General features: G+C 74.1%; 24 protein-coding genes. 18 read left to right on the top strand and 6 right to left on the bottom strand.

Translation table 11 applies throughout. The features are described from left to right. Positions 1-19 precede the first annotated feature (19 nt). Positions 20-967: an EamA family transporter gene (locus AC4BGE_RS08950; protein ID WP_490570897.1), complete on the bottom strand. Its 948-nt coding sequence runs from the start codon at positions 965-967 to the stop codon at positions 20-22. A gap of 33 nt (positions 968-1,000) precedes the next feature. On the opposite strand from AC4BGE_RS08950, the gene AC4BGE_RS08955 reads away from it, so the two are divergent. The 4 genes from AC4BGE_RS08955 to AC4BGE_RS08970 all read left to right on the top strand — a co-directional run bounded on the left by AC4BGE_RS08955 (position 1,001) and on the right by AC4BGE_RS08970 (position 4,368). Beyond that, positions 1,001-1,552, top strand: a complete 552-nt coding sequence (locus tag AC4BGE_RS08955; protein ID WP_490570896.1) for a VanZ family protein — start codon at positions 1,001-1,003, stop codon at positions 1,550-1,552. A gap of 10 nt (positions 1,553-1,562) precedes the next feature. Beyond that, positions 1,563-2,636, top strand: a complete 1,074-nt coding sequence (gene hisC, locus AC4BGE_RS08960) for a histidinol-phosphate transaminase (RefSeq protein ID WP_490575050.1) — start codon at positions 1,563-1,565, stop codon at positions 2,634-2,636. Positions 2,637-2,708: 72 nt separating this feature from the next. Next, positions 2,709-3,335 (top strand): DUF402 domain-containing protein, encoded by a 627-nt coding sequence (locus AC4BGE_RS08965; protein WP_490575051.1) that lies wholly within the window; start codon positions 2,709-2,711, stop codon positions 3,333-3,335. Positions 3,336-3,366: 31 nt separating this feature from the next. Further along, positions 3,367-4,368 carry a glutathione S-transferase family protein gene (locus tag AC4BGE_RS08970; RefSeq protein WP_490575052.1) on the top strand — a complete coding sequence of 334 codons (1,002 nt, stop codon included), beginning with the start codon at positions 3,367-3,369 and terminating at the stop codon, positions 4,366-4,368. Here AC4BGE_RS08970 and AC4BGE_RS08975 read toward each other — a convergent pair. Further along, positions 4,365-5,699: a glycosyltransferase family 2 protein gene (locus tag AC4BGE_RS08975; protein WP_490575053.1), complete on the bottom strand. Its 1,335-nt coding sequence runs from the start codon at positions 5,697-5,699 to the stop codon at positions 4,365-4,367. The genes AC4BGE_RS08970 and AC4BGE_RS08975 overlap by 4 nt on opposite strands. Positions 5,700-5,731: 32 nt before the next feature. Here AC4BGE_RS08975 and AC4BGE_RS08980 point away from each other — a divergent pair, with 32 nt between their 5' ends. After that, positions 5,732-6,574, top strand: coding sequence for a DUF72 domain-containing protein (locus tag AC4BGE_RS08980; RefSeq protein WP_490575054.1), 843 nt, complete (start codon positions 5,732-5,734; stop codon positions 6,572-6,574). Here the strand turns inward: AC4BGE_RS08980 and AC4BGE_RS08985 are convergent. Genes AC4BGE_RS08985 through AC4BGE_RS08995 form a run of 3 tightly spaced genes read right to left on the bottom strand, consistent with a single transcriptional unit; the run spans position 6,484 to position 9,058 of the window. Next, a complete protein-coding gene (locus AC4BGE_RS08985; protein WP_490575055.1) occupies positions 6,484-7,191 on the bottom strand; it encodes a hypothetical protein in 708 nt (235 codons plus the stop codon). The genes AC4BGE_RS08980 and AC4BGE_RS08985 overlap by 91 nt on opposite strands. 17 nt (positions 7,192-7,208) lie before the next feature. Next, positions 7,209-8,222: a family 43 glycosylhydrolase gene (locus AC4BGE_RS08990; protein ID WP_490575056.1), complete on the bottom strand. Its 1,014-nt coding sequence runs from the start codon at positions 8,220-8,222 to the stop codon at positions 7,209-7,211. Further along, entirely contained in the window at positions 8,219-9,058 is an 840-nt protein-coding gene (locus AC4BGE_RS08995) for a cation diffusion facilitator family transporter (protein ID WP_490575057.1), read from the bottom strand. Before AC4BGE_RS08995 ends, AC4BGE_RS08990 begins: the two co-directional genes overlap by 4 nt. A gap of 122 nt (positions 9,059-9,180) precedes the next feature. On the opposite strand from AC4BGE_RS08995, the gene AC4BGE_RS09000 reads away from it, so the two are divergent. The 6 genes from AC4BGE_RS09000 (at position 9,181) to AC4BGE_RS09025 (ending at position 16,166) form a co-directional block, all read left to right on the top strand. Further along, positions 9,181-10,179 (top strand): AraC family transcriptional regulator, encoded by a 999-nt coding sequence (locus AC4BGE_RS09000; RefSeq protein ID WP_490570887.1) that lies wholly within the window; start codon positions 9,181-9,183, stop codon positions 10,177-10,179. 91 nt (positions 10,180-10,270) lie between these two features. Next, positions 10,271-11,434 carry a pyruvate dehydrogenase (acetyl-transferring) E1 component subunit alpha gene (gene pdhA, locus AC4BGE_RS09005; RefSeq protein ID WP_490570886.1) on the top strand — a complete coding sequence of 388 codons (1,164 nt, stop codon included), beginning with the start codon at positions 10,271-10,273 and terminating at the stop codon, positions 11,432-11,434. Then, a complete protein-coding gene (locus AC4BGE_RS09010) occupies positions 11,431-12,402 on the top strand; it encodes an alpha-ketoacid dehydrogenase subunit beta (protein ID WP_490570885.1) in 972 nt (323 codons plus the stop codon). The genes pdhA and AC4BGE_RS09010 overlap by 4 nt, the downstream gene beginning before the upstream one ends. 11 nt (positions 12,403-12,413) lie before the next feature. Then, positions 12,414-13,805, top strand: a complete 1,392-nt coding sequence (locus AC4BGE_RS09015; protein ID WP_490575058.1) for a dihydrolipoamide acetyltransferase family protein — start codon at positions 12,414-12,416, stop codon at positions 13,803-13,805. 61 nt (positions 13,806-13,866) lie between these two features. After that, positions 13,867-15,171 (top strand): serine/threonine-protein kinase, encoded by a 1,305-nt coding sequence (locus AC4BGE_RS09020; protein WP_490575059.1) that lies wholly within the window; start codon positions 13,867-13,869, stop codon positions 15,169-15,171. 101 nt (positions 15,172-15,272) lie between these two features. Continuing rightward, the gene (locus tag AC4BGE_RS09025; protein ID WP_490575060.1) at positions 15,273-16,166 is read left to right on the top strand and encodes a hypothetical protein; all 894 of its coding nucleotides are present in this window, start codon (positions 15,273-15,275) and stop codon (positions 16,164-16,166) included. On the opposite strand, the gene AC4BGE_RS09030 is transcribed toward AC4BGE_RS09025, so the two are convergent. After that, the gene (locus AC4BGE_RS09030) at positions 16,153-16,950 is read right to left on the bottom strand and encodes an AraC family transcriptional regulator (protein ID WP_490575061.1); all 798 of its coding nucleotides are present in this window, start codon (positions 16,948-16,950) and stop codon (positions 16,153-16,155) included. The genes AC4BGE_RS09025 and AC4BGE_RS09030 overlap by 14 nt on opposite strands. A 55-nt stretch (positions 16,951-17,005) precedes the next feature. Here AC4BGE_RS09030 and AC4BGE_RS09035 point away from each other — a divergent pair, with 55 nt between their 5' ends. The 7 genes from AC4BGE_RS09035 to AC4BGE_RS09065 are packed head-to-tail and all read left to right on the top strand — an operon-like array spanning position 17,006 to position 23,207. Then, complete coding sequence (locus AC4BGE_RS09035; protein WP_490575062.1) at positions 17,006-18,019, top strand: TroA family protein; 1,014 nt, start codon at positions 17,006-17,008, stop codon at positions 18,017-18,019. Then, entirely contained in the window at positions 18,016-18,852 is an 837-nt protein-coding gene (locus AC4BGE_RS09040; RefSeq protein WP_490575063.1) for a siderophore-interacting protein, read from the top strand. Before AC4BGE_RS09035 ends, AC4BGE_RS09040 begins: the two co-directional genes overlap by 4 nt. Next, positions 18,845-19,834 carry a FecCD family ABC transporter permease gene (locus AC4BGE_RS09045; RefSeq protein ID WP_490575064.1) on the top strand — a complete coding sequence of 330 codons (990 nt, stop codon included), beginning with the start codon at positions 18,845-18,847 and terminating at the stop codon, positions 19,832-19,834. Before AC4BGE_RS09040 ends, AC4BGE_RS09045 begins: the two co-directional genes overlap by 8 nt. An 11-nt stretch (positions 19,835-19,845) precedes the next feature. Then, positions 19,846-20,820 carry a FecCD family ABC transporter permease gene (locus AC4BGE_RS09050; protein ID WP_490575065.1) on the top strand — a complete coding sequence of 325 codons (975 nt, stop codon included), beginning with the start codon at positions 19,846-19,848 and terminating at the stop codon, positions 20,818-20,820. Continuing rightward, a complete protein-coding gene (locus AC4BGE_RS09055; RefSeq protein ID WP_490575066.1) occupies positions 20,817-21,587 on the top strand; it encodes an ABC transporter ATP-binding protein in 771 nt (256 codons plus the stop codon). Before AC4BGE_RS09050 ends, AC4BGE_RS09055 begins: the two co-directional genes overlap by 4 nt. A gap of 6 nt (positions 21,588-21,593) precedes the next feature. Beyond that, positions 21,594-21,845 carry a hypothetical protein gene (locus tag AC4BGE_RS09060; protein WP_490575067.1) on the top strand — a complete coding sequence of 84 codons (252 nt, stop codon included), beginning with the start codon at positions 21,594-21,596 and terminating at the stop codon, positions 21,843-21,845. A 60-nt stretch (positions 21,846-21,905) separates the two neighbouring features. Next, a complete protein-coding gene (locus tag AC4BGE_RS09065; RefSeq protein ID WP_490575068.1) occupies positions 21,906-23,207 on the top strand; it encodes an HNH endonuclease in 1,302 nt (433 codons plus the stop codon). Positions 23,208-23,662 lie beyond the last annotated feature (455 nt).

Here is a 23,662-nt window from a genome sequence, read left to right on the forward strand (position 1 = left end):
GGCGCCCGGGTGGGCGGGGTCAGGTGAGCGCGACGGGGTCCTCGGGGTGGGTGGCGCGGGCGGTCTGCGCCAGCAGGATCCCGGCGACCACGGCCACGCAGCCCATGACGGCCACGGCGCTGAGGCTCTCGGCGTACCAGGCCCAGCCCAGGGCGGCCGCGCCCACCGGCTCCAGCATCGCGATCGCGGTGACCAGGGTGGCGGGGATGAAGCGCAGCGCGACCAGCTCGACGCCGAAGGGGGCGAGGGTGCCGAGCAGCACCACCCAGGCGAGCACCAGCCACAGCGGCACCGAGAGGTGGTCGAGGTTGCCCTGCAGCGAGACCGACGCGGCGAAGTCGGCCTTCACGCTCCACACCGGCGAGGCGATGTTCATCGCCACGGTGGCGACCCCGAAGCCCCAGAGCATCACCTGGACCGACGACATGCCCCTCTCGTGGCAGGCCTCGCCGAGCAGGAAGTACGCCGCGAAGCAGACGGCGCCCCCCAGCCCTGCGAGCACCCCCAGGGAGTCGAAGGAGGCGCCCTCCCAGATCTCGGTGGCCGCGGCCAGCCCGGCCACCGCCAGGCCCAGGCCCCACCAGAGGCGGGCGGTGACCCGGGCGCCCTGGACGAACTTGGCCCACAGCGCCACCAGGATCGGCGCCTGGTACTCCAGCAGCAGCGCCAGGCTGATGGTCAACCGGTCGAGCGCCACGAAGTAGCACAGCTGGAGCAGCGCCACCCCGACGAGGCCCAGGCCGAGGACCAGCGGCACCTGGCGGCCACGGGGCAGCCGGAGAGCGGAGCGCTGCCACAGCGCCGCGATCACCAGCAGCGTGACGAAGGTGCCGGTGATCCGCAGCGAGGTCAGCTCCAGCGACTCGATCCCGTTGCGCAGGGCGACCCGGGAGACCCCGGAGTTGATGATGAACAGCACCGCGCCCAGGACCACCAGGGAGACGCCGATCCGGCGCGGGGCAGCCATAGGTGCATTGTCCCGCAGGTAGGCTGATTGTCGATGATCGAGGTGGGGGCCGCGGCGCTGATGGTGGGAGGAGCCGCGGTCTCGGGGCTCTTCCTGGCCCTGGTCGGGCTGATCCTGGCCAGATGGCTGGGGCCCGTGACGGCCTTCGCGCTGACCGGCTTCGTGTGGGCCCTGGTGGTCATCGCCCTGGTCACCCTGGTGCCGCCGACCGGCACCACGACCCTGGTGCCGGCCCAGCCCGGGGGTGAGGTCTGCTCCACCGACTACGGGGGGCCGGCGCCCGAGGGGTTCTGGATCTTCAGCGGCACCCAGCGGATGCTCAACACCGCCCTCTTCGTGCCGGCCGGCGCCCTGCTGGTGCTCGGCCTGGGGCGCTGGCGGGCGGCCTGGGTGCTGGTGCCGCTGGGCCTGGCCGGCCTGGTCGGCTACTCGGTGCTGATCGAGCTGACCCAGCTCGAGCTGGCCCGCATCGACCGCTCCTGCGACGTCACCGACGTGGTCGACAACTCCACCGGGGCGCTGCTCGGGGCGGCGGTCGGGCTGGCCCTGACCCTCATCCTCCAGCCCTGGCGGCGGCGTCACTAGGGTGACGGGCATGGACCAGACCCCCCGCCCCCGGAGCGCCGTCTCCGCCCTCGGGGCCTACGTCGCCGGCCGGCCGCCGACCCCGCGTCCCGGGCTGACGACCTACAAGCTCTCCTCCAACGAGAACCCCTACCCGCCGCTGCCCGGCGTGCTGGAGGCCGCCGTGGAGGCGGCGGCGCAGGTGAACCGCTACCCCGACATGGGCAGCGCCGCGCTCTACGAGGCGCTCTCGGACCGGCTGGAGGTGCCGACCGACCACCTGGCCGTCGCCACCGGCAGCGTGGGGCTGATCTACCAGCTGGTCAGCGCCTTCTGCGACCCCGGCGACGAGGTGGTGCACGCCTGGCGCTCCTTCGAGGCCTACCCGATCGCGATCGCGGTGGCCGGGGCCGTCGCGGTGCCGGTGCCGCTGACCCCCGAGGGGCGCCACGACCTCGACGCGATGGCGGCGGCCATCACCGACCGGACCCGGGTGGTGCTGGTCTGCACCCCCAACAACCCCACCGGGCCCGCGGTCACCGCGACCGAGCTCGAGGCCTTCCTGAACGCCGTCCCGCGGCACGTGCTGGTGGTGGTCGACGAGGCCTACACCGAGTTCGTCCGGATGGCCGACCCGGTCGACGGGGTGGACTGCGTACGCCGTCACCCCCACGTGGTCTCCACCCGCACCTTCTCCAAGGCCTACGGGCTGGCCGGCTTCCGGATCGGCTACGCGATCGCCCAGCCCCCGCTCGCCGCGGCGCTGCGGGCGGTCTCGCTGCCCTTCGGCGTCAGCCACGTCGCCCAGGCGGCGGCGATCGCGTCGCTGGCCGCCGAGCCCGAGCTGCTGGAGCGGGTCGAGGCGCTGGTCGGGCTGCGCGAGCGGGTCCTCGCGGGCGTCCGGGAGGCCGGCTGGCGGATCCCTGAGGCCCAGGGCAACTTCGTCTGGTTCCCCGCAGGCGAGCGGACGCCGGAGCTGGTCGCGGCCGCCGAGGAGCTGGGCATCACGGTGCGGCCCTTCGCCGGCGAGGGCGTGCGGGTGAGCATCGGGGAGCCCGAGGCGTGCGAGCGGATCGTGGAGCTGGCCCGGCGGGTCACCCCCTGAGCAGGTGATGTGACCGATCAGTACCCGGTCCCGTCTCGCCTCCCTCCGGCCCGGCGGGTTACGGTCTTGCCCATGAGCACCACGTGGAAGCCCGGTGACGTCGTCGTGCGACGTGAGATCCTGCGCGGCCAGCCGTGGATCGGCTGGTCCGTCCGGGTCGTCGAGGACTCCTTCGACCTGCTGGCCGTCTTCCTGCCCTCCGGCTCCGAGCTGGGCTTCGGCGCCGCCGAGTCGCTCGGCTGGGAGCACCCGTGGAAGTCCGCCGGCCGCCGCGCCTGGAGCGGTCACGGCAAGCTGGTCCTCCAGCGCCCCGACGACGCCTACGCCGTGGAGCTGTCCTGGAAGGGCCCGCAGCGCGAGTTCGAGGGCTGGCGCATCCTGCTCCAGGAGCCCATCCGCCGCCACCCGCGTGGCTTCGACACCCTCGGCCACGGCCTCGACTTCGAGATGGCCCCCGACGGCAGCTGGAAGCGGCTGCCCGACACCACCTTCGAGCAGCGGGTGGCCCAGGGCCGCTACGACGCCGCGCAGGCCGAGCAGATCCGGGGCGTCGCGGCCGGGATCGAGTCGATGCTCTCGTGGCGCAACCAGTGGTGGGACCGCTCCTGGGCCGCCTGGACGCCCCCCGCCGACTGGGCCGCGACCACCCTGCCCAGCGGCTGGGACGAGGCCGGCGCTCGCTCCCGAGTCGCCGGCTGACCCTCGCGGGGGCCGGGCTAGGGTCGAGGCCATGAGCGCCGACCTGACCCCGACCTACACCGAGAAGGGCAAGGCGTTCGAGCGGGACATGGACTACATCCCCGACCGGATCCTCGCCGGGGAGCGTCCCCGGGACCCGCACGACGCCGAGTACGGCGGCCGCGACGGCGTGCAGGTCTGGCCGGTCGAGCCGGGCCGCTACCGCCTCGTCGCCGCCCCCGCGTGCCCGTGGGCCAACCGGTCGCTGATCGTCCGCGAGCTGCTCGGCCTGCAGGACGTGATCAGCGTCGGCAAGCCCGGCCCCACCCACGACAAGCGCTCGTGGACCTTCGACCGCGACCCGGGCGGGCGCGACCCCGTGCTCGGGATCGAGCGCCTCCAGGAGGCCTACCTCAACCGGTACCCCGACTACCCCAAGGGGATCACCGTCCCCGCGATGGTCGAGGTCGAGACCACGCAGGTCGTCACCAACGACTTCCCGTGGATCACCCACGACCTGTTCTTCGAGTGGCGCGAGCACCACCGCCCCGACGCCCCGGACCTGTGGCCCGACGACGTCCGCGACGAGATGGAGACCGTGATGAAGCGGATCTTCACCGAGGTCAACAACGGCGTCTACCGGTGCGGCTTCGCCGGCTCCCAGGAGGCGTACGACGACGCCTACGACCGGCTCTGGACCGCGATGGACTGGCTGGAGGAGCGGCTCTCGGACCGTCGCTACCTGATGGGCGAGGCGATCACCGAGGCCGACGTGCGGCTCTTCACCACCCTGGTCAGGTTCGACCCGGTCTACCACGGTCACTTCAAGTGCAACCGCAACAAGCTCACCGAGATGCCGAACCTGTGGGGCTACGCCCGCGACCTCTTCCAGACCCCCGGCTTCGGCGAGACGGTCGACTTCGAGCAGATCAAGGCGCACTACTACGTGGTGCACACCGACATCAACCCGTCCGGGATCATCCCGAAGGGCCCCGAGCTCGAGTCGTGGCACAGCGCCCACGGGCGCGAGCGGCTGGGGCCGGGAGCGCGCTAGAGCGGCCACTCCTCCCAGAGCACGGTGCCGGCCGGACGCACCCGCAGCACCGGGTCGGCCTCGACCGCGCCGGCGTCGTCGGCCAGCTCCACCGCGAAGCCGCAGCCCGGCGGGGCGGCCGGGTGGCCGGCGACCACGTCCGGCCGCGGCAGCCTGGTGGCCCGCACCGGCCGGTCCTGCGGCGACCCGGCGGCGCGCACCGCGAACTCCAGCGGACGCCCCCGCGGGTCGTAGGCCCAGCCGGTGGCGACGCTCCCGGACACCTCGTCCACGCACCACGGCAGCCGGTGGTCCCACCCGGGGCGCCGGGCGTCGAGCAGCGGGAGGGTGAGACCGCGGGCCGGGGCCCGCAGCTGCTGCAGCACGCCCAGGTCCTCGGCGGCGGCGACGACCAGGGCCTCGCCGCGCTCCGTCAGGGCCTGCTGCGCCCGCGCGACGGCGGCCCCGGCCCCGACCCGGGCGCGGAAGGCGGCCAGGGACCGGGCGTGGTCGGCCAGCGGGCCGGGCAGGTCGGGGAAGGGCAGCACCGGCGTGCCGGCAGCGACGAACCCGGGGCGGTTGGCCTTGACCGCGATCTCGCTGCCGGTCTGTCGCAGCCCGCGCGCCAGGGAGCCGAGATACTCCACCGGCGAGCGGTGCACCGCGTGCAGCACGAACGCCTCGGGCAGGGTGTGGCAGCGCTCCGCGAGCCAGTCGGCCGGGACCAGGCTGCCCCACTGCTGCGCCTCCTCGTCGGTCAGCGGGAAGGGCTCGCGGACCAGCAGCCGTCGTCCGCTGTGGGTGCGCGCGGTGTGGGTGCGCAGTTGGCGGACCCGGTCACCGAGCCGGACCACCGACTTGACGTGCGGGTCGAGCTGGAGGGCGGGCCGGCTCGCGAAGGGGTGCCGGAAGGGCGCGGCGTCGTCGTCGGGGACGTCGAGGCACCAGGGGAAGGAGACGACGGCGACCTCCTCGTCGCCGCCGACGAAGGCGCCGACCGGGGTGGTCAGGTCGCGCGGGACCCAGTACTCGTCGAGGTCGAGGAAGGCCACGTGGGTGGCGCCGCGCTGCTCGGCGCGACGCGCGAGCTGGGCGTAGGCCCGGTGCTGGAAGTTGCGCCCCGTCGCCAGGCACCTGTCGAGCATCCGGTCGGCGTTGCGGTAGTGCACCCGCGGCTCCACCGCGCGGACCGCCTCCAGGATCTCCACCGAGGTGTCGCTGGTCCGGTTGAGGAAGAGGTCGATCTCGTCGAACCCGGCGCGCAGGTGGTGGTGGATCCAGTCCACCAGGTAGGACCCCTCGTCCTTGGCTATCGCGGCCAGGACGATCCTGCGCGGGGGAGCCGAGGTCATGGCCGCGAGGGTATCGGGGGTACGGGGAGGCCATGGGACGTGGCGAGCTGAGGATCGGCATCAGTGGCTGGCGGTACGCCGGCTGGCGGGGCGACTTCTACCCGAAGGGGCTGCCCCAGCGGCGCGAGCTGGAGCACGCCGCCTCCCGGCTCACCTCCATCGAGATCAACGGGTCCTTCTACTCCCTCCAGCGCCCCAGCTCGTACGCCGCGTGGCGTGAGGCCACCCCGGACGACTTCGTCTTCGCCGTCAAGGGCGGGCGGTTCATCACCCACCTCAAGCGGCTGCGCGACGTCGACGCCGCCCTGGCCAACTTCTTCGCCTCCGGCGTGCTGGCCCTGGGGCCCAAGCTGGGTCCGGTGCTCTGGCAGCTCCCGGCGAACCTCGCCTTCGACGCCGAGGTGCTCGACGACTTCCTCTCCCGGCTGCCCCGCACCACCGAGGAGCTCGCGCGGCTGGCCGCCCGACACGACGACAAGCTCGCCGAGGACCGGGCGCTGACCGTGGCCGAGGCCGACCTCCCGGTGCGCCACGCGCTGGAGTTCCGCTCCCCGACGTTCGTCACCGACCGCGCCTACGACCTGCTGCGCGAGCACGGGGTGGCCTGCGTGCTCGCCGACACGGCGGGTCGCTGGCCCCGGGTCGAGCAGGACACCGCCGACTTCCGCTACGTCCGGCTGCACGGCGACTCCGAGCTCTACACCAGCGGCTACTCCGCCGCGGCGCTCGACGCCTGGGCGCGCAGGTGCCGGGAGTGGTCCGAGGCCGGCCAGGACGTCTTCGTCTACTTCGACAACGACGCGAAGGGGTTCGCCCCGCACGACGCGACGGGGCTGCTGGAACGGCTCGACCGCCCCTCCCGGCTGCCGGCGTAGGAGGCGGCCCGCACCCGGGCCACCCAGCGCGGGACGAAGTGCCAGCCGGGCGGCTCGTGCAGCACCGGGTCGAAGTCGACGGCCGGGCGCTCCGGGCCGGTGAGCTCCAGCTCCCCGCGCTGCAGGACACCGTCCACCCCGTCGACGCGCACCTGGAACAGGGCCGGGAGGAGCGCCACGACGTCGTGCACGTCGGGGGTGGCCAGGCGCGGGTCGTCGGACTCCACCACGACGCGGCCCCGGACGCCGTCCTCGGACTCCCAGGCCAGCAGCGAGGTCAGGCTCACCGCACCCCAGGCGCCCGCCGGCCACAGGGTGGAGCGCCGCCAGCCCCGGCCACCGGCGCTGCTGGCCACCAGGACGTCGACCGGCCGGTCGCGGTCGGCGTAGCGCAGCCCCAGACCGAGGATGTCGGGCGCGTCGCCCGGGGTGCCGAGGGCCTTGGAGATCCGCACCAGGCAGTCGGTCTCGCCGACGGGGAGCGGACCCTGGCCGCTGACCCGGAGCCGGGCCACGAGCGTCACCCCGCGAGGGTGGAAGAAGCGTGCCCCGCGGGCCCGGGAGCCGAGCCGGAACGCGGCGCGGCCCGCGGCGGCCAGCAGAGCGACGAGGTCCATGCCGGGTGGGTACCCGATCAGCGGCGCAGCCACCCGGTCACGGTCGGCAGGCCGCCGACCCAGCGCAGGCGGGCGGCATACATGGCCCGCTGGCCGCGCTGGCGCTCCTTCTTGGACCAGTCGAAGCCCGACGCGCAGGGCTTCGGCTTCCCGTGGCAGACCCAGCCGTGCAGGAAGAGGCGCTTGCCGGCGATGTCGGCGCCGCCCGGTCCGCAGAGCCCGGTGGTCTCCCGGTCGAGCAGCACCCCCGACTCCGCGGCGCTCCAGTCGGTGGGGGTCGCCGAGCGCAGCCAGATGGTGCGGTAGCTGCACCGGGTGTAGTCGCCCTCGGAGAGGAGCAGCACCCACCCCTCGGGGCGCTGCACCAGCACCGGGTTCTCCACCACCCCCGGATAGCGGTAGAGCTCGACGCTCACCGCCGCGCGCTTCACCGCGGTGCCGCCGCGGGTCAGCGGCACCGCCCGGATCGAGGACGGGATCCGGTCGGTCTTGTAGAGCAGCACCGGGCCGTCCTCGCCGAGGTGGAGCGACGGGTCGATGACCCCGGCGCGGGGCAGGGTGGGGTCGCGGGGCAGCAGCGGGTCCTGGGCGGTCGGCACCTGGCGCACGTAGGCGGGGCAGACCAGTGGGCGTCCGCCGACGGGCTTGAAGCCGCGCAGCGGATGCCGCGACCTGGCCACCCCGATGCACCGGCCGTACTCGCCGAGCCCGGGCACCGGCGCGGAGTAGTAGAGGAGCCACCAGCCGCGCACCTTCTTCACGTCGGCGGCCCAGATGTCGCCGCGCCGCGACCATGACGGCAGCCGCACCAGGGCCGGCCCGTGCGGGCGCCAGGTCCCGTTGCGGCTCCTGGTCCACGCGCGCGGGGCCCGCTCCCCGGTGGCGAACCCGACGTAGCCGCCGCCGAACCTCTCGACCGCCGGGTCGGCGAAGTTGCCCGGCAGCACCGGCCGCGGCACGCCCGCGGCGGCGGGGGTGAGGGGCGCCAGCAACGACGCCGTCACCAGGACGGCCAGGACGAGGGCTCTCACCAGCTGACCTCGCCGCAGTCGGTGCCGTTGCTCTCGACCTGGAGAGTCGCGTGCTCGACGCCGAAGCGCTCCCGCAGCACCGAGCGGGCGTCGCGGAGCACGGTCTCGGACGGGGCGTCCGCGGCGACCAGGTGGGCGGTGGCCACGTTCATCCCCGACGTCAGGGTCCACAGGTGGAGGTCGTGCACCTCCTGCACGCCCGGCACCGCCTCGAGGGCGGTCTCGACGTCGGCGGGCACCATCCCGGCGGGCGCGTGCTGGCCGAGCACGGCCAGCACCTCGCGACCCAGCAGCACCGCGCGGACCGCCACGAAGAGCGCGATGCCGATCGCCACCGCGGTGTCCCAGCCGGCCTCTCCGGTGGTGGCCACCAGCGCCCCGGCGACCAGCACGCCGACCGAGCCGAGGGTGTCGGCGACGACCTCGAGGTAGGCGCCGCGCACGTTGAGCGACTCCCGGGCGCCACCACGGAGCAGCACCAGGGCCACCAGGTTGGCGACCAGGCCGAGCGCGCCGACCACCAGCATCGGCCCGCTCGCGACCTCGACCTCCCGGCCCACTCGCCGCAGCGCCTCGATGCCGACGTAGGCCGCCGCACCGAGCATCAGCAGCACGGTCAGACCGGCGGCGAAGACCTCGGCGCGGTAGGAGCCGTAGGTGCGCAGCCCGCTCCGGTCGGGGCGGACCGCGATCCGGGTGGCAGCCAGGGCGGCGCCCAGCGCGACCACGTCGGCGGCCATGTGGCCCGCGTCGGAGAGCAGCGCCAGGGAGTCGGCGACCAGGCCCGCCACGAGCTCGACCACGAAGAAGGAGCCGATCAGGACGAACGACGCCACCAGGCGCCAGCGGTGACGAGCGCCCGCGTGTCCGGGCGCGCCCCCGTGTCCGTGCCCGTGACCCCAGCCCATGGGAGCACCGTAGATGAATGGCGTGGCGTCCTTGCGGGTACGCCCGGAGGATGGAGGTCCGACCACACCGCTTCGCGACCAGCGACTTGGCGAGCGCGGAGGAGTTCCTGCGGGACCGTTGGGGCAGCCTGGGCCGAGTCGAGTTCGGCCCGCGCTTCTCCCTCCAGGTCAACGGGGTGCGCTCCGAAGACTTCCGCGTCGAACGCTTCGCCCACACCTCGAGCCTGCGCTTCACCACCACCGCCGTGCCCGGCCCGGTGCAGGTGATCGAGGTGCTCGGCGGCACCCTCACCCTGGAGGACGGCGACGAGGTCACCCGCCTGGTCCCCGGCGACCTGGTCGCCATGGACGAGGTGAGCAGCCCGCTCTCGGTGAGCAGGTCGGTCAACGTCGGGGTGGTCACCCTGAGTCGTGAGCTGCTCGCCCAGGCCGCGGGCGTCGCGGTGGAGGACCTGAGCCTGCCGCGCGGTCCGGTGCCGGCCGGCACGGCCACGGAGCGGTGGCGCCAGGCGGTCCGGCGCGCCAACCGCGAGATCACCGAGCACCTGCGCGATGGCGGCCACTCCCTCGACGACGTGGCCCGGCGCCTGGCCGAGGCGGCGCTGTCCACCTTCGGCGTCCGCCCGACCACGGGGGCGGCCGAGACCGGCGGCGTCGACGCCGAGCACCCGGTCGCCCGGGCGACCGCCTTCATCGAGGCGAACGCCGGCTCGCCGCTGCGGGTCGGCGACATCGCCGAGGCCGCCGGCATCAGCGTCCGGGCGCTCCAGCAGGCCTTCGTCCGCCACCACGACACCAGCCCCACCGCCTACCTGCGCCGGGTCCGGCTCGAGGGGGCGCACCGCGACCTGGCCGCCGCCGAGCTCGACAGCGGGGTCACCGTCGCCGACGTGGCGGCGCAGTGGGGGTTCAGCCAGGCGGGCCGGTTCGCCGCCCACTACCGCGAGGCCTTCGGGGTGCTGCCCAACGAGACGCTCCGCACCCGCCCGCACACCGCCGCGTCGGCGCCGGCCCAGCCCGGCTGGTCACCTGCTGGAGCCTCCCGGTAAGTTACGAGCCCTGTGGTGCGGGTCACACCCCGACCGGCACCGGCGGCGAGCGACCCGACGGAGACCCCGGGAGGCCGCGCGACACGAAGGAGTGCACGTGAGCCATCATGGTTTCGGTCCGGACCTGGCCGAGGTGTTCGGCCCCTCCCAGTCCGACGGGGGACCCGAGCTGGTCCAGCTGCTCACCCCGGAGGGGGAGCGCACCCACCATCCCCAGTTCGACCGGGACTTCACCGCCGAGGAGCTGCGCGGCCTCTACCGCGACATGGTGCTGACCCGCCGGATCGACACCGAGGCCACCGCGCTCCAGCGCCACGGCGAGCTTGGCATCTGGGCCCAGCTGCTGGGCCAGGAGGCGGCCCAGATCGGCGCCGGCCGGGCGCTGCGCCCCCAGGACCACGTCTTCCCGACCTACCGCGAGCACGGCGTCGCCTGGTGCCGCGGGATCGACCCGCTGGCGCTGCTCGGCCTCTTCCGCGGCGTGGACCACGGCTCCTGGGACCCGGAGGAGAAGCACTTCGGGCTCTACACGATCGTGATCGGCGCCCAGGCCCTGCACGCCACCGGCTATGCCATGGGCATGCAGCGCGACGGCGTGGTCGGCACCGGCGACCCCGACCGGGATGCGGCGGTGGTCGCCCACTTCGGCGACGGCGCCTCCAGCCAGGGCGACGTCAACGAGGCCTTCATCTTCGCCGCCTCCTACAACGCCCCGGTGGTCTTCTTCTGCCAGAACAACCAGTGGGCCATCTCCGAGCCGATCGAGCGGCAGTCCCGGATCCCGCTCTACCAGCGGGCCCTGGGCTTCGGCTTCCCCGGCGTCCGGGTCGACGGCAACGACGTGCTCGCGACCTACGCGGTGACCGAGGCGGCGCTGCAGCGCGCCCGCGACGGGCAGGGCCCGACTCTGGTGGAGGCCTACACCTACCGGATGGGCGCCCACACCACGACCGACGACCCGACCCGCTACCGGCTCTCCGACGACGTGGAGCGCTGGAAGCTGCGCGACCCCATCTCGCGGGTCGAGGTCTACCTGCGCCGCAACGGGCTGGTCGACGACGACTTCGTGGCCGAGCTCAAGGACGAGGCCGACGAGCTGGGTCACGTGCTCCGCGAGGGGTGCAAGGCGATGCCGGACCCGAAGCCGCTGGAGATGTTCGACCACGTCTATGCCGAGGAGACCGAGGAGCTGCGCGTCCAGCGCGAGGGCTACGCGGCCTACCTGGAGACCTTCGAGGACGGGGCACGCCGATGATCACCCTGGCCAAGGGCCTCAACATGGGCCTGCGCAAGGCGATGGAGGACGACCCCAAGGTGCTGGTGATGGGGGAGGACGTCGGCAAGCTCGGCGGGGTCTTCAGGATCACCGACGGCCTGCAGAAGGACTTCGGCGAGGACCGGGTCATCGACTCCCCGCTGGCCGAGTCCGGGATCGTCGGGACCGCGGTCGGGATGGCGCTGCGGGGCTACCGCCCGGTGGTGGAGATCCAGTTCGACGGCTTCGTCTACCCCGCCTACGACCAGATCGTCTGCCAGGTCGCCAAGATGCACTACCGCTCCCGGGGGCGGTCGAAGATGCCCCTGGTGATCCGGATCCCGTTCGGCGGCGGCATCGGTGCGGTGGAGCACCACTCGGAGTCCCCCGAGGCGCAGTTCGCCCACACCCCGGGCCTGAAGGTGGTGGCCTGCTCGAACCCGGTCGACGGCTACTGGATGATCCAGCAGGCCATCGCCTGCGACGACCCGGTCATCTTCCTCGAGCCCAAGCGGCAGTACCACGCCGACAAGGCCCGGCTCGACGAGTCGCAGGCCCCCGGCCCGCTCTTCGCCTCGCGGGTGGTACGTCGCGGCGACGACCTCACGCTGCTGGCCTACGGCCCCACCGTCAAGACCGCGCTGACGGCGGCCGAGGCGGCGGCGGGGGAGGGCAGGTCGCTGGAGGTGATCGACCTGCGCACCCTCTCGCCGCTCGACATGGGGCCGGTGCTGGAGTCGGTGCGGCGCACCGGCCGGGCGGTGGTCACCCACGAGGCCCACGTCAACCTCGGCCTCGGGGCCGAGCTGGCGGCCCGGATCACCGAGGAGTGCTTCTACTCCCTCGAGGCGCCCGTGCTGCGGGTCGGGGGGTTCGACACCCCCTACCCGGCGTCGCGGATCGAGGAGGAGTTCCTCCCCGACCTCGACCGGGTGCTCGACGCCGTCGACCGTTCGCTGCACTTCTGAGGAGCCGACCCATGCACGAGTTCAAGCTGCCCGACGTCGGTGAGGGCCTCACCGAGGCCGAGATCGTCTCCTGGAGGGTCAAGGAGGGTGACCAGGTCGAGATCAACGAGATCATCTGCGAGATCGAGACCGCCAAGTCGATCGTGGAGCTCCCCTCCCCGTTCGCCGGGACCGTCCTGGCCCTGATGGCCGCGGTGGGGGAGACCGTGGAGGTCGGGACGACGATCATCTCGATCGGTGTGCCGGGAGCCGCGCCGATGGACATCGACCTCTCCAACCCCGCCGCCAGCGGCGGCGGCGAGGGGGAGTCCCTGGTGGGCCGCAACAAGGCCGACCGCGGTCCCCAGCGCCGCGCCCGCAAGGGCTCCGCGTCGCCGTCGTCGGAGGCGGGCGCCCAGGCACAGCTCCAGCTGCAGGGAGCCTTCGCGCCCGGTGGCGCGCAGTCCCAGCCCGTCGCACCGGCCGACGAGTCGCCGGTCCCGGCCACCGAGCCCGAGCCCGAGCCGGAACCCGCCCCGGCGCGCGGCGGCGTCCGGGCGCTGGCCAAGCCGCCGGTACGCAAGCTGGCCAAGGACCTCGGTGTCGACCTGGCCTCGCTCACCGGCTCCGGGCCGGGCGGCGCGGTGACCCGCGACGACGTCCAGCAGGCGGCCGCCCCGGCGGCGCCCCGGTCCCACGCCGACCGCCCCACGCCGCAGGCCCGCGAGCACCGCGAGCCGGTCAAGGGCGTGCGCAAGGCGATGGCCCAGGCGATGACCAGCTCGGCGTTCACCGCGCCGCACGTCACCGAGTGGATCACCGTCGACGTCACCCGGACCGTCCAGCTGGTGGAGCGGCTCAGCGCACGGCGCGAGCTGGCCGACGTGCGGGTGGGCCCGCTGCTGGTGCTGGCCCGCGCCTGCATCCTGGCGATGCGCCGTACCCCGGAGATCAACTCCTGGTGGGACGAGGAGGCCCAGGAGGTCCTCTACCGGGGCCGGGTCAACCTCGGTATCGCCGCCGCGACGCCGCGTGGGTTGGTGGTGCCCACCATCAAGGACGCCGACGCGATGTCGCTGGCCGAGCTGGGCCGCGCCCTGGGCGAGCTGGTCGTGACCGCCCGCGAGGGCCGCACCCAGCCGGCCGAGATGAGCGGCGGCACCTTCACCATCACCAACGTCGGGGTCTTCGGCGTCGACGCGGGCACGCCGATCATCAACCCCGGCGAGTCCGCGATCATCTGCCTCGGGGCGGTGAGCAAGCGGCCCTGGGTCGACGAGGAGACCGGCGAGATCGTGGCCCGGGACGTCACCACGCTGGCGCTCTCCTTCGACCACCGCCACATCGACGGGGAGAAGGGCTCGCGCTTCCTCGCCGACGTCGCGGGCATCCTGGCCGACCCGGGCACCGCGCTGGTCTTCTGACCCGGCGCAAGATTTTGCCCGAAGATGGTTTCGGGTTCACCCACCCGGGTAGAAGGCGCCCGTGACCTTGCCATCTCCGCGAATCGGCCCCTACGTGGTCGGGCGTCAGCTCGGTCGCGGGGGCGTCGGGGTCGTCCACGCGGCGGTGCCCCAGCAGCCGGGCCGTGCGCCCGAAGTGGCCCTCAAGCTGCTCCCCGGCGAGCTCGCCCAGGACCGCGCGTTCCGGGCGCGGTTCACCCGCGAGGCGCGCACGCTCGCCGGCCTGGAGTCGCCGCACGTGCTGCCGGTCCGCGGCTACGGCGAGGAGGCCGGGCAGCTCTACGTCGTCAGCGACCTGGTCCCCGACGGCGACCTGGAGCGGATGCTGCGCCTGCACGGTCCGCCGCCCCTCGACCTCGCCCTCCAGCTCGTCCTGGAGATCGCCCAGGGTCTGGTCGACGCCCACGAGGCGGGCCTGGTCCATGGCTCGCTGAAGCCGGCCAACGTGATGCTGCGCCGCGTGGGAGACGGCTTCCGCGCCTGCCTGACCGACTTCGGGACGGCGCACGGCAACCTGCCGATCGCCCCCGGCAGCGCCCGCTGGTCGGCCCCCGAGCTGCACAACGGGGCGACCCCGTCGCGCTCCTCGGACCTCTACTCGCTGGGCTGCGTGCTGTGGGCGACCCTGACCGGGGAGCCGCCGTACGCCGGCACCACCGACTTCCAGCAGGCCACCGCTCACCTGCAGGAGCCGCCGCGCCAGCTCGCCGGCGGCTCGCCCCTGGTCCTGGAGCTCAACGCGCTGCTCGCCCGGACCATGGCCAAGGAGCCCGGTCGGCGCCCCGCCTCGGCCCGTCAGGTCGTCGAGGTCCTGCGCCGGGCCCGCACCCTGGCCGGCGCCGGTGACCCACGGGTCGTGCCGGTGCCCGCGGCGCGCACCGGCACCGGCGCCGACGACGGCGGTCGGCGCTCGTGGCGCTCCCGCCTCGTCGGCGCGGCCGGTCTGGCGGCGGCCGTGGCGGTCGGGGTCGTCGGGACCCTGCTCCTCATCGACCGCGAGTCCTCCGCGGCGCCGGTCACCGCCGCTTCGGTGGGCGTGCGTGCCTCGGACGGCGCGGGGGGCTCGGCGGGCGCGGATGGTGCGAGCCTCAACCCCGAGGCTCGTGCCGTCAACAGCGTCGCCGCCTCCTTCGTCGACCAGCTGATGGTCGACCACGACAACGCGCGCTGCATCGCCGGGCGCTGGGTGGAGGAGGTCGGCCTGGGGAGGCTGATCGCGGCGGGTTTCCTCGACGACGCTCTCGCCTACCACGAGCGTGACCTCGAGCGCGTCGATCCCGACATCAAGGCCTCCCTCGGCGCGGCCACCCAGGAGTGCCTCGCCTGAGACTGGGCCGTTTCGTTACCGCCCGGTAGAGATCGGCGCTAAGGTGACCTGGCTCACGAATCTTGAGGGGGGTTTTTGCCATGGGGTGTCCCAGGTGCGGCATGCAGGTACAAGCGGGGACGCAGTGGTGCGCTGACTGCGGATTCCAACAGCTCGTCCCCGAGATCCACCCCCCGCTGCCCGGCCGGGTCCCGCTGCTGGCCGCTGCCGGCACCCCCGTCCCCCACCAGTCGGAGGGTGCCTCCCGGGCCGGGATCCTCGCGCTGCTGGCGGTGCTGGTGCTCGTCGGCGCGATGGTGCTCATCGGCCTCTCGCCCGACGACGACGTGGCCGCCGACGGTGCTCCGTTCCAGCCGCCCGGCCTCGCCCCCACCCCCGAGGAGGCCGCCGAGTCCCTGGACGAGAGCCCCGAGGACAAGAAGGCGCGTCGCCAGGCCCGTCGTGAGGCCCGCAAGGCCGCCCTCGCGCCCAGCGAGTCCTCGACCGAGGTGCCCAGCGAGTCCCCGAGCGCGTCGCCCAGCGCGTCGCCCACGATGTCGCCGACCGCGTCGCCGACCGCGTCGCCGAGCGAGTCGCCCAGCGCCTCGCCGAGCACGGCGCCCAGCGCGCAGCCCACGCCGTCGGCCACCCCCACGCCCAAGGCGCCCAAGACCCGCAAGCCGAAGCCGAAGTCACCCAAGACCCCGACCCCGACGGCGGCCCCGCCCACGCAGTCGCCGACCGAGCCGCCCGCCCCGACACCCACACCCGCGCCGCCCACCCCGACGCCGACCCCGACGCCGACCGCGTCCGCCGCTCCGCCCGAGGAGGCCCCCAGCCCGGCGCCGCCCAGCGCGGCCGAGATCGCCGCGGGGCTGTCGGGCCAGACCTGCGACAGCCTCAAGCGTGCGGGCTACAGCTACGACGTCGCCTACGCCTACTGGGTGAAGAGCGGCCGCCCGTGGCTCTGGGACACCGACCGCGACGACCGGGTCTGCGAGTTCACCTACCGCTGAGGCGCGAGCGGGCCGCCCAGCGCGCGGGGGTCTCGCCGTACTCGCGCCGGAAGGCGCTGACGAACGCCGACGCGCTCGCGTAGCCCACCCGGTGCGCCACCTCGCCCACCGGGCGGAGGCCCAGCAGCGCCCGGGACGCCTCCAACCGCATCCGGGTGCGCCAGGTCGACCACGGGACGCCGTACTCGCGGACGAAGTCGCGCTGCAGGGTCTTGGTGGCGACGTGCAGCCGCTCGGCCCAGACGGTCAGCTCGGTGGGGTCGCCGGGATCGCTGAGCAGGGCGGCCGCCACCTGGCGGGCCAGGCCGCTGCCGCGCGCCGTGTGCTCCAGCGGGACCGGGGCGCCGAGGTCGGCGAGCAGCCGGTCCTTCAGCTCCATGGCGAGCTCGTGGTCGAGGTCGGCGCGGCACAGGGTGCGGACCGCCCGGGCGGCCTCCTCGCCGAACGGGACGCTCGCGGCCGCCACCTCCATCAGGGTGGCCGGCGCCTGGCGCAGGCAGACCACGTGGACGGTCTGGAGCTCGCAGCCGCTGACCTCGAGGGTGGAGCCCCGTCGCGCCCAGAAGGCCTGGTCGGGGGCGATGTGGGTCAGTCGGGCGCCGCGGCGCACCGCGAGCACGCCGTCGGGTGACCAGAAGAGCTGGTGCCTCAGGTCGTCGCGGGCCTCGGCGAAGTGGGGCACCCCCCAGGTCGGCGGGTAGCGGAGCACCAGGACGCCGGTGGGTGGGCCGAGGCCGTGACCGAACTCCTCGACCCAGGTGTCACGGTGTCCTTTCGGCGACATCAGGTGTCCTCTCCGCGACATCAAACCTCAGTAGGTAAGCCTTACCTTAGAGCCCATGACGACTGCCCGCCCCACTCGCCGCGCCCGCGCGCGCGCCTCCGCCGCCGCCCTCACGGGTCTCCTCGTCCTGGGCCTGGCCGCCTGCGGCGACGACGCCGACGAGACCGAGGCGACGGAGTCCGGCACCCGCACCTTCAGCGCCGACAACGGCGAGATCGAGATCCCCGCCGACCCGCAGCGCGTGGTGGCCACCGGCTACGCCGTGCCGGTGCTGATCGAGTCGGACGCCGACCTGGTGGGCATCTCGGAGTGGTCCCGCGGCACCGCGATGATGACCGATGAGCAGCTGGCCACCTACGAGGAGCTGGACAAGGTCGCCGGCGAGAGCGCCGCGGAGACCAACTACGAGGCGATCGCCGAGGCGTCGCCCGACCTGATCGTGATCGGCGTCCCCGCCCCCGCGCTGGTCGACCTCGACATGGACCGCCTCGAGGACATCGCCCCCGTGGTCGTGCTGGGCCCGAGCGCCCCGGACTCCTGGCGCGAGCTCTCCGAGCGCCAGGCCGACGCGGCCGGTGCCAGCGAGGGCTTCGAGGCCACCCGGGCCACCTACGAGGAGCGGGCCGAGGAGCTCTCCGAGAAGTACGGCGACGTGCTCGCCGACCTGCAGTTCGGCCACGTGGGCGCCTACGGCGACGTCTCGGCGGGCAGCTTCCACCGGGAGTACGCCGGCTCGTGGGGCACCAACATCGCGGTCGACATGGGCGTCGACTACTACGGCGAGCCCAGCGAGCCGGGCGAGGGTGCCGACGCGGTCACCGAGTACCCCTCGATCGAGGAGCTCCCCGAGAAGCTCGGCGAGGCCGACGCGATCACCTACACCCTCGGGCCCGACGGCAAGCCGGCGGAGGCGGTGGCCTACGTGCTCGAGCACAAGCTGTGGAAGAACCTGCCGGCCGTCAAGGAGGGCAACGTCTTCGGCATCCGCTACACCGAGGCGGTCACCTTCGGCTCCGCGCTGAAGGCGCTCGACTCCCTCGACACCGCGCTCGAGCCGCTGCTCTCGTGAGCCGGGCGATGGAGCGCGACCGCGCCGCGGAGCGGGTCGCCGCCCACCACGCGGCGCGTCCGGCCGCCGGCGAGGGCGTGACCCGGATCGGCTACCCCATCGGGGTGCGGACGGCCCAGGTGGTGCGGGTCGAGGCGGTGACGCCGTCGATGCTGCGGCTCACCCTCGGCGGTGCCGGACTGGCCGGCTTCCACACCTACCAGGCCGACGACCACGTGAAGGTGGTCTTCGCGATGCCCGACGGCACCCGCCACGACCCGGTCGCCAACGCCGACGCGGAGCTGGACTGGCCCCGGCCGCTGCCCCCCACGCGCAAGTACACGGTGCGGCGCTGGGACGCCCACGCCCTCGAGCTCGACCTGGACTTCGTGGTCCACGACGGCGGCCTGGCGTCGGACTGGGTGCGGGCGGTGCGGCCGGGCGACGACGTCGTGGTGGCCGGCCCGCCCGGGGCGAAGGCCTTCGCGCAGACCTACGACCACTACGTCTTCGCCGTCGACACCACCGCGCTCCCGGCGCTGGCGCGCTGGCTCGAGGAGTCGCCGGCCAACGTGTCGGCCGACGCCTTCGTCGACGTCGACCACGCCCACGAGCGGGACTACCCGCTGGCCGCGCGCGACGGCGTACGGGTGCGCTGGCTCGACCGCAGCGCGGGGTCGCGGCTGGCCGAGGAGGTCGGCGCGCTGGACCTCTCGGCCCACGGTCGGACCTTCCTCTTCGCGGCCGGCGAGGCCGGCGACGTCAAGCCCCTGCGCGCCTGGGGCAAGGAGCACGCCACGGAGGCGCTGGTCACCGGCTACTGGAAGCGCGGGGTCGCCGGGCTGGATGAGTGAGACCCCCCGCCTGAGGCTCCCGGCGCTCCTGGGAGCGGTCCTGCTGCTCGCGGCACTGGCCGTGCTCAGCTTGTGCGTCGGGTCGCGACCGGTCCCCCTCTCGGAGGTGGTGACCGCCTTCACCGACTACGCCGGCACCGACGACCACGTCGTCGTCCGGGACGTCCGCCTGCCCCGCACCCTGCTCGCCCTGGCGGTCGGGGCGGCGCTCGCCGTCTCCGGTGCGCTGGTCCAGACGCTGACCCGCAACCCGCTCGCCGAGCCGGGGATCCTGGGCGTCACCGCGGGCGCGTCGTTCTCGATCGTGATGGCGGTGGCGCTGTGGGGCGTCGACTCCCAGGCCGCGATGCTGCTCGCCGCCTTCGTCGGCGCCGCGGTGGCCACCGTGGTGGTCTACGCAGTGGGTGGCTCCTCGCCGCTGCGCCTCGTGCTCGCCGGCGTCGCCCTCTCCGCGGTGCTGGCCGGGGTGACGCTCGGGGTGCGGCTGGCGATGCCGGACGTCTTCGACAGCTACCGCTTCTGGTCGGTCGGCTCGCTCGCCGGGCGTGAGCAGGTCGCGCTGGGCCTGCCGCTGCTGGCGATCGGTGCCGGGCTCGTCGGGGCGCTGATGCTGGTCCGGGCCCTCGGCGCCGTGGCGCTGGGCGAGCACCTCGCCCACACCCTGGGGGCGCACGTGGTGCGGACCCGGGTGCTCACCATCGCGCTGGTCACCCTGCTGGCCGGAGCGGCCACGGCCGTCGCCGGCCCGATCGGCTTCGTCGGGCTGATCGTCCCCCACCTCGCGCGGCGTGCGGCCCGGGGCTCGATCGCCTGGCTGATGGTGCTGACGCTCGTGCTCGGCCCGGCGCTCGTGCTGCTCTCCGACGTGGTGGCGCGGGTGCTGCTGCCCACCGGGGAGGTGCCGGTCGCCCTGGTGACGGCGTTCCTCGGCGGCCCGGTGCTCATCTGGGTGGTCCGCCGGTACGGCGCGGTGGCGCTGTGATCGCGACCGGCATGACGCGACGCGAGGCGGTGGCCTGCGCGCTGATCGCGGCGGCCATCGTGGCCGTCGCCTTCACCGCGCTCTGCCAGGGATCGACCTGGACCACCCCGTCGGAGACGCTCGCCGGCCTCCTCGGGCGCGGGGACAAGGCGTTCGTGATCACCCAGTGGCGGCTCCCGCAGGTCGCCGCCGGCGTCGTCTTCGGCGTGGCCCTGGGCCTGGCCGGCGCGATCTTCCAGAACCTGACCCGCAACCCGCTGGGCAGCCCGGACGTGATCGGGCTCGATGCCGGTGCCTGGACCGGCGCGCTCGTCGTGGTCGCCCTGCTCGGCGGCACCTCGGGGCAGCTGGCGACCGGTGCGGTCCTCTCCGCGACGGCCACGGCGCTGGTCATCTACCTGCTCTCCCTCAAGCAGGGCTTCAGCGGGCTGCGGCTGATCGTGATCGGGATCGCGGTCAACGCGATGCTGACCGCGGTCAACTCCTGGATCGTGCTGCGCGCCGAGCTCGAGGTCGCGATCGCGGCCACCGCCTGGAGCGCCGGGTCGCTCAACGGCATGGACTGGGACGAGGCGCGTCTGCCCTTCGCGGTGGTCGGGGTGCTGGCGCTGCTGCTCCTCACCCAGGGCCGGGCCATGCACCAGGCCGCGCTCGGCGACGAGGTCGCGGTCACCACCGGGGTCCGGCTCGGCCGGCACCGGCTGGCGATGGTGGCGATCGGGGTGGCCTGCACGGCGACGGTCACGGCGGCGGCCGGACCGATCGTCTTCGTCGCGCTGGCGGCACCGCAGATCGGCCGGCGGCTCACCGGCAGCGCCGGCGTCCCGCTCGTGCCCGCCGCGCTCACCGGTGCCCTGCTCCTGGTCTCCGCGGACCTCCTCGCCCAGGTGCTCACCCGGCCGGTGCCGCTGCCGGTCGGCGTCGTCACCACCGCGCTGGGCGGGCTCTACCTCATCTGGCTGCTCGTCAAGGAAGTGAGACGATGACCCGTCTGCAGGCCCACGACCTGACCCTCGGCTACGGGGAGCGGACGGTCTCCAGCGGCCTCTCCCTCGCCGTCCCCGACCGGGCGTTCACCGCCATCGTCGGCGCCAACGCCTGCGGCAAGTCGACGCTGCTCCGCTCGCTCGTCCGGCTGCTCCAGCCGCGCGCCGGGCGGGTCGAGCTCGACGGCACCGACGTGCGCCGGCTGCGCCCACGCGCCGTCGCCCGCGAGCTGGGCTTCCTGCCCCAGGGCCTCGTCCCGCCGGAGGGGATCCGGGTGGAGGCGCTGGTGCGGCGCGGCCGCTACCCGCACCAGTCGCTGCTCTCCGCCTGGACCGCCGAGGACCAGGTGGCCGTCGTCGCCGCGATGGCGGCCGCCGGGGTCGACGACCTGGCGGACCGGCAGGTGGAGGAGCTCTCGGGCGGCCAGGCCCAGCGGGTCTGGATCGCGATGGTGCTCGCCCAGGAGACGCCGTACCTGCTCCTCGACGAGCCGACCACCTTCCTCGACATCGCCCACCAGTACGAGCTGCTCGGCCTGCTCGCCCGGCTCCGCGACGAGGGGCGGACCGTGGTCACCGTGCTCCACGACATCAACCAGGCGTGCCGCTTCGCCGACCACGTGGTGGCGATGAAGGCGGGGCGGATCGTGACCCAGGGGGCCCCGGCCGAGGTGGTGGACGCCGCGCTGATCCAGGAGGTCTTCGGGCTCGCCTGCACCGTGGTGCCCGACCCGGTCGCCGGGACGCCGATGGTGGTGCCGCACTAGGAGCGGGTGGACGCGAGCGCCTGCGTCGGTGCGCTGCTGGGCCTTGGCACCGTCGCCTCCGCGGCCGGCATCCTTCCCGGCTGGACGAAGTGGACGACCTCGGGCGGGCAGACCTGCGAGATCCGGGCCAGGGCGAGTGGGGCGGCCCCACGTTCACCCGTGCGGGACGCCGTCCTCAGGCTGCGCGCCGCTCACCGTGAGCTGGTGATGCTCGTGCACTGGGACGGCTTCACGCTGACCGAGGTGGCCCTCACCTGAGCCGTGACTGCCTGTGGATGACGAGCCGCAGTGTCGGCGATTACGACTATTCTCGAACACATGATCGAGACCTTGGTGCGGTGCTGGGACGCGGAGACCGGCCCCATGCTCCCACCCGCGGGTGACGGAGAGGCCTGGTCCAGCGAGGCGCTCTCCGCGCTGGCGAGCAGCCTGGCGGACGTCGGCGCCGCCCCGGCCCGCACCTCGGAGTGCCTGGCCCAGGTCGAGGCCCTGGAGGCACTCAAGGCGGCGGCGGCCGCCGCCCAGGCCAGGGTCACCGCCGCCTTCGCGGCGCGGGAGCGTCGCCGCGCCGCGGCAGAGCCGGTGATCGGCAGCCAGCTCGGGCTGGCTCGACGGGAGTCACCGGCCCGCGGCCGCTTCCTGGTGGGGGCGGCCACCGCGTTGGTCGAGGAGCTGCCGTTGACCCTGGCGGCGCTGGAGCGTGGCGAGCTGACCGAGGAGCGCGCCCTGCTGATCGTCCGGGAGACCGACGACCTGAGCCGGGAGGACCGCACCCGGGTCGACGCCGACCTGTGGGCCGGCACCGGCGCGGGCTGTGCCGCCACCCTCGGCACCGACCAACTCCGCGAGCTGCTCCGTCGTCTGGTCACCGCCGCCGACTCCGAGGCGGCGACCAGGCGGATGGTCCGGGCCCGCGCCCGACGTCACGTGGCCGGCAGGCTGCTGGGCGACGGCACCGGGCGGATCACCGCGGTGGTCCGCTCCGAGCACTACGGGCCGGTGATGAAGGCACTCCAGGAGGCCGCCGCCTCCGCCCGGGCCGCGGGGGACCCGCGGACCGCCGACCAGGTCCGCGCCGACGTCCTCGTCGAGCGGGTGACCGGCATCGACCCGGTAGCTCCGCGACGGATCGACCTGCGGCTCGTGATGAGCCTCTCCAGCCTGTGGGGTGACTGCGACGACCCGGCCTGGGTCCCGGAGTCGGGCCACCTGCCGGTGGAGGTCTGCCGTCAGCTGCTCGGGGAGGCCTTCGCGCGGCACGAGGTCACCGTGCGGCGCCTCTTCGCCCTCCCCGACGACGGACAGCTGGTCGCCATGGAGCGCCCGAGGCGCTGCTTCGACGGGTTGCTCGCGGAGATGATCCGGCTGCGCGACGGCGGGACCTGCCGGACGCCGTGGTGCGACGCCCCCATCCGGCACCTCGACCACGTGGTCCCGGACCGCGAGGGCGGTCCGACCAGCTTCGAGAACGGTCAGGGGCTCTGCGAGGCCTGCAACCAGGTCAAGGAGGCACCCGGCTGGACAAGCTGGGTCGGCTTCTCCGCCGGTGGCCCCGAGATCCGCGGCTTCACCAGCAACGGCCGCATCTATCACGGCAAGCCGCCCCCGCTCCCGGTCTGACCGATGAGCAGTGGAACGTGTTCAACGGGCCCGGCAGGCGAGCACGCGGCGTCGAGGATGCTGGAGCAGCCATCTCAGATCTGCAGGTGGGGGTGGGCCAGCGCGGCCGCCTCATGGGGCACCGCGCAGATCGGCTCCCGCGGGTTGCCAGAGCTGGATCTGGCTGTTGCCACCAAGACGGGGTCTCATACGACTGCGGCGGCGGGTCGACGCCCAGATGCTGGGCATACCAAGCCGTGAGCTTGCTGGGATTCTCTGCTCTGAAGAACACCCCGCCGATGCCGGTGACCCGCTCCATGAGGCTCCTTCGCTGCACGCTGGTGACGCACCCATGTGTCCGGAGGGCCATCTCACCCACCCATCCGCCATCCGGATCTTGGCTGCTTGTTCCATTGACCCAGGACCGGTGCCTGGCGAGGCTCGGTCCAGGCGCCCGGGCTGTCGCTCTCATTTCG

It is taken from the genome of Nocardioides sp. Z50_6, from assembly GCF_058215755.1.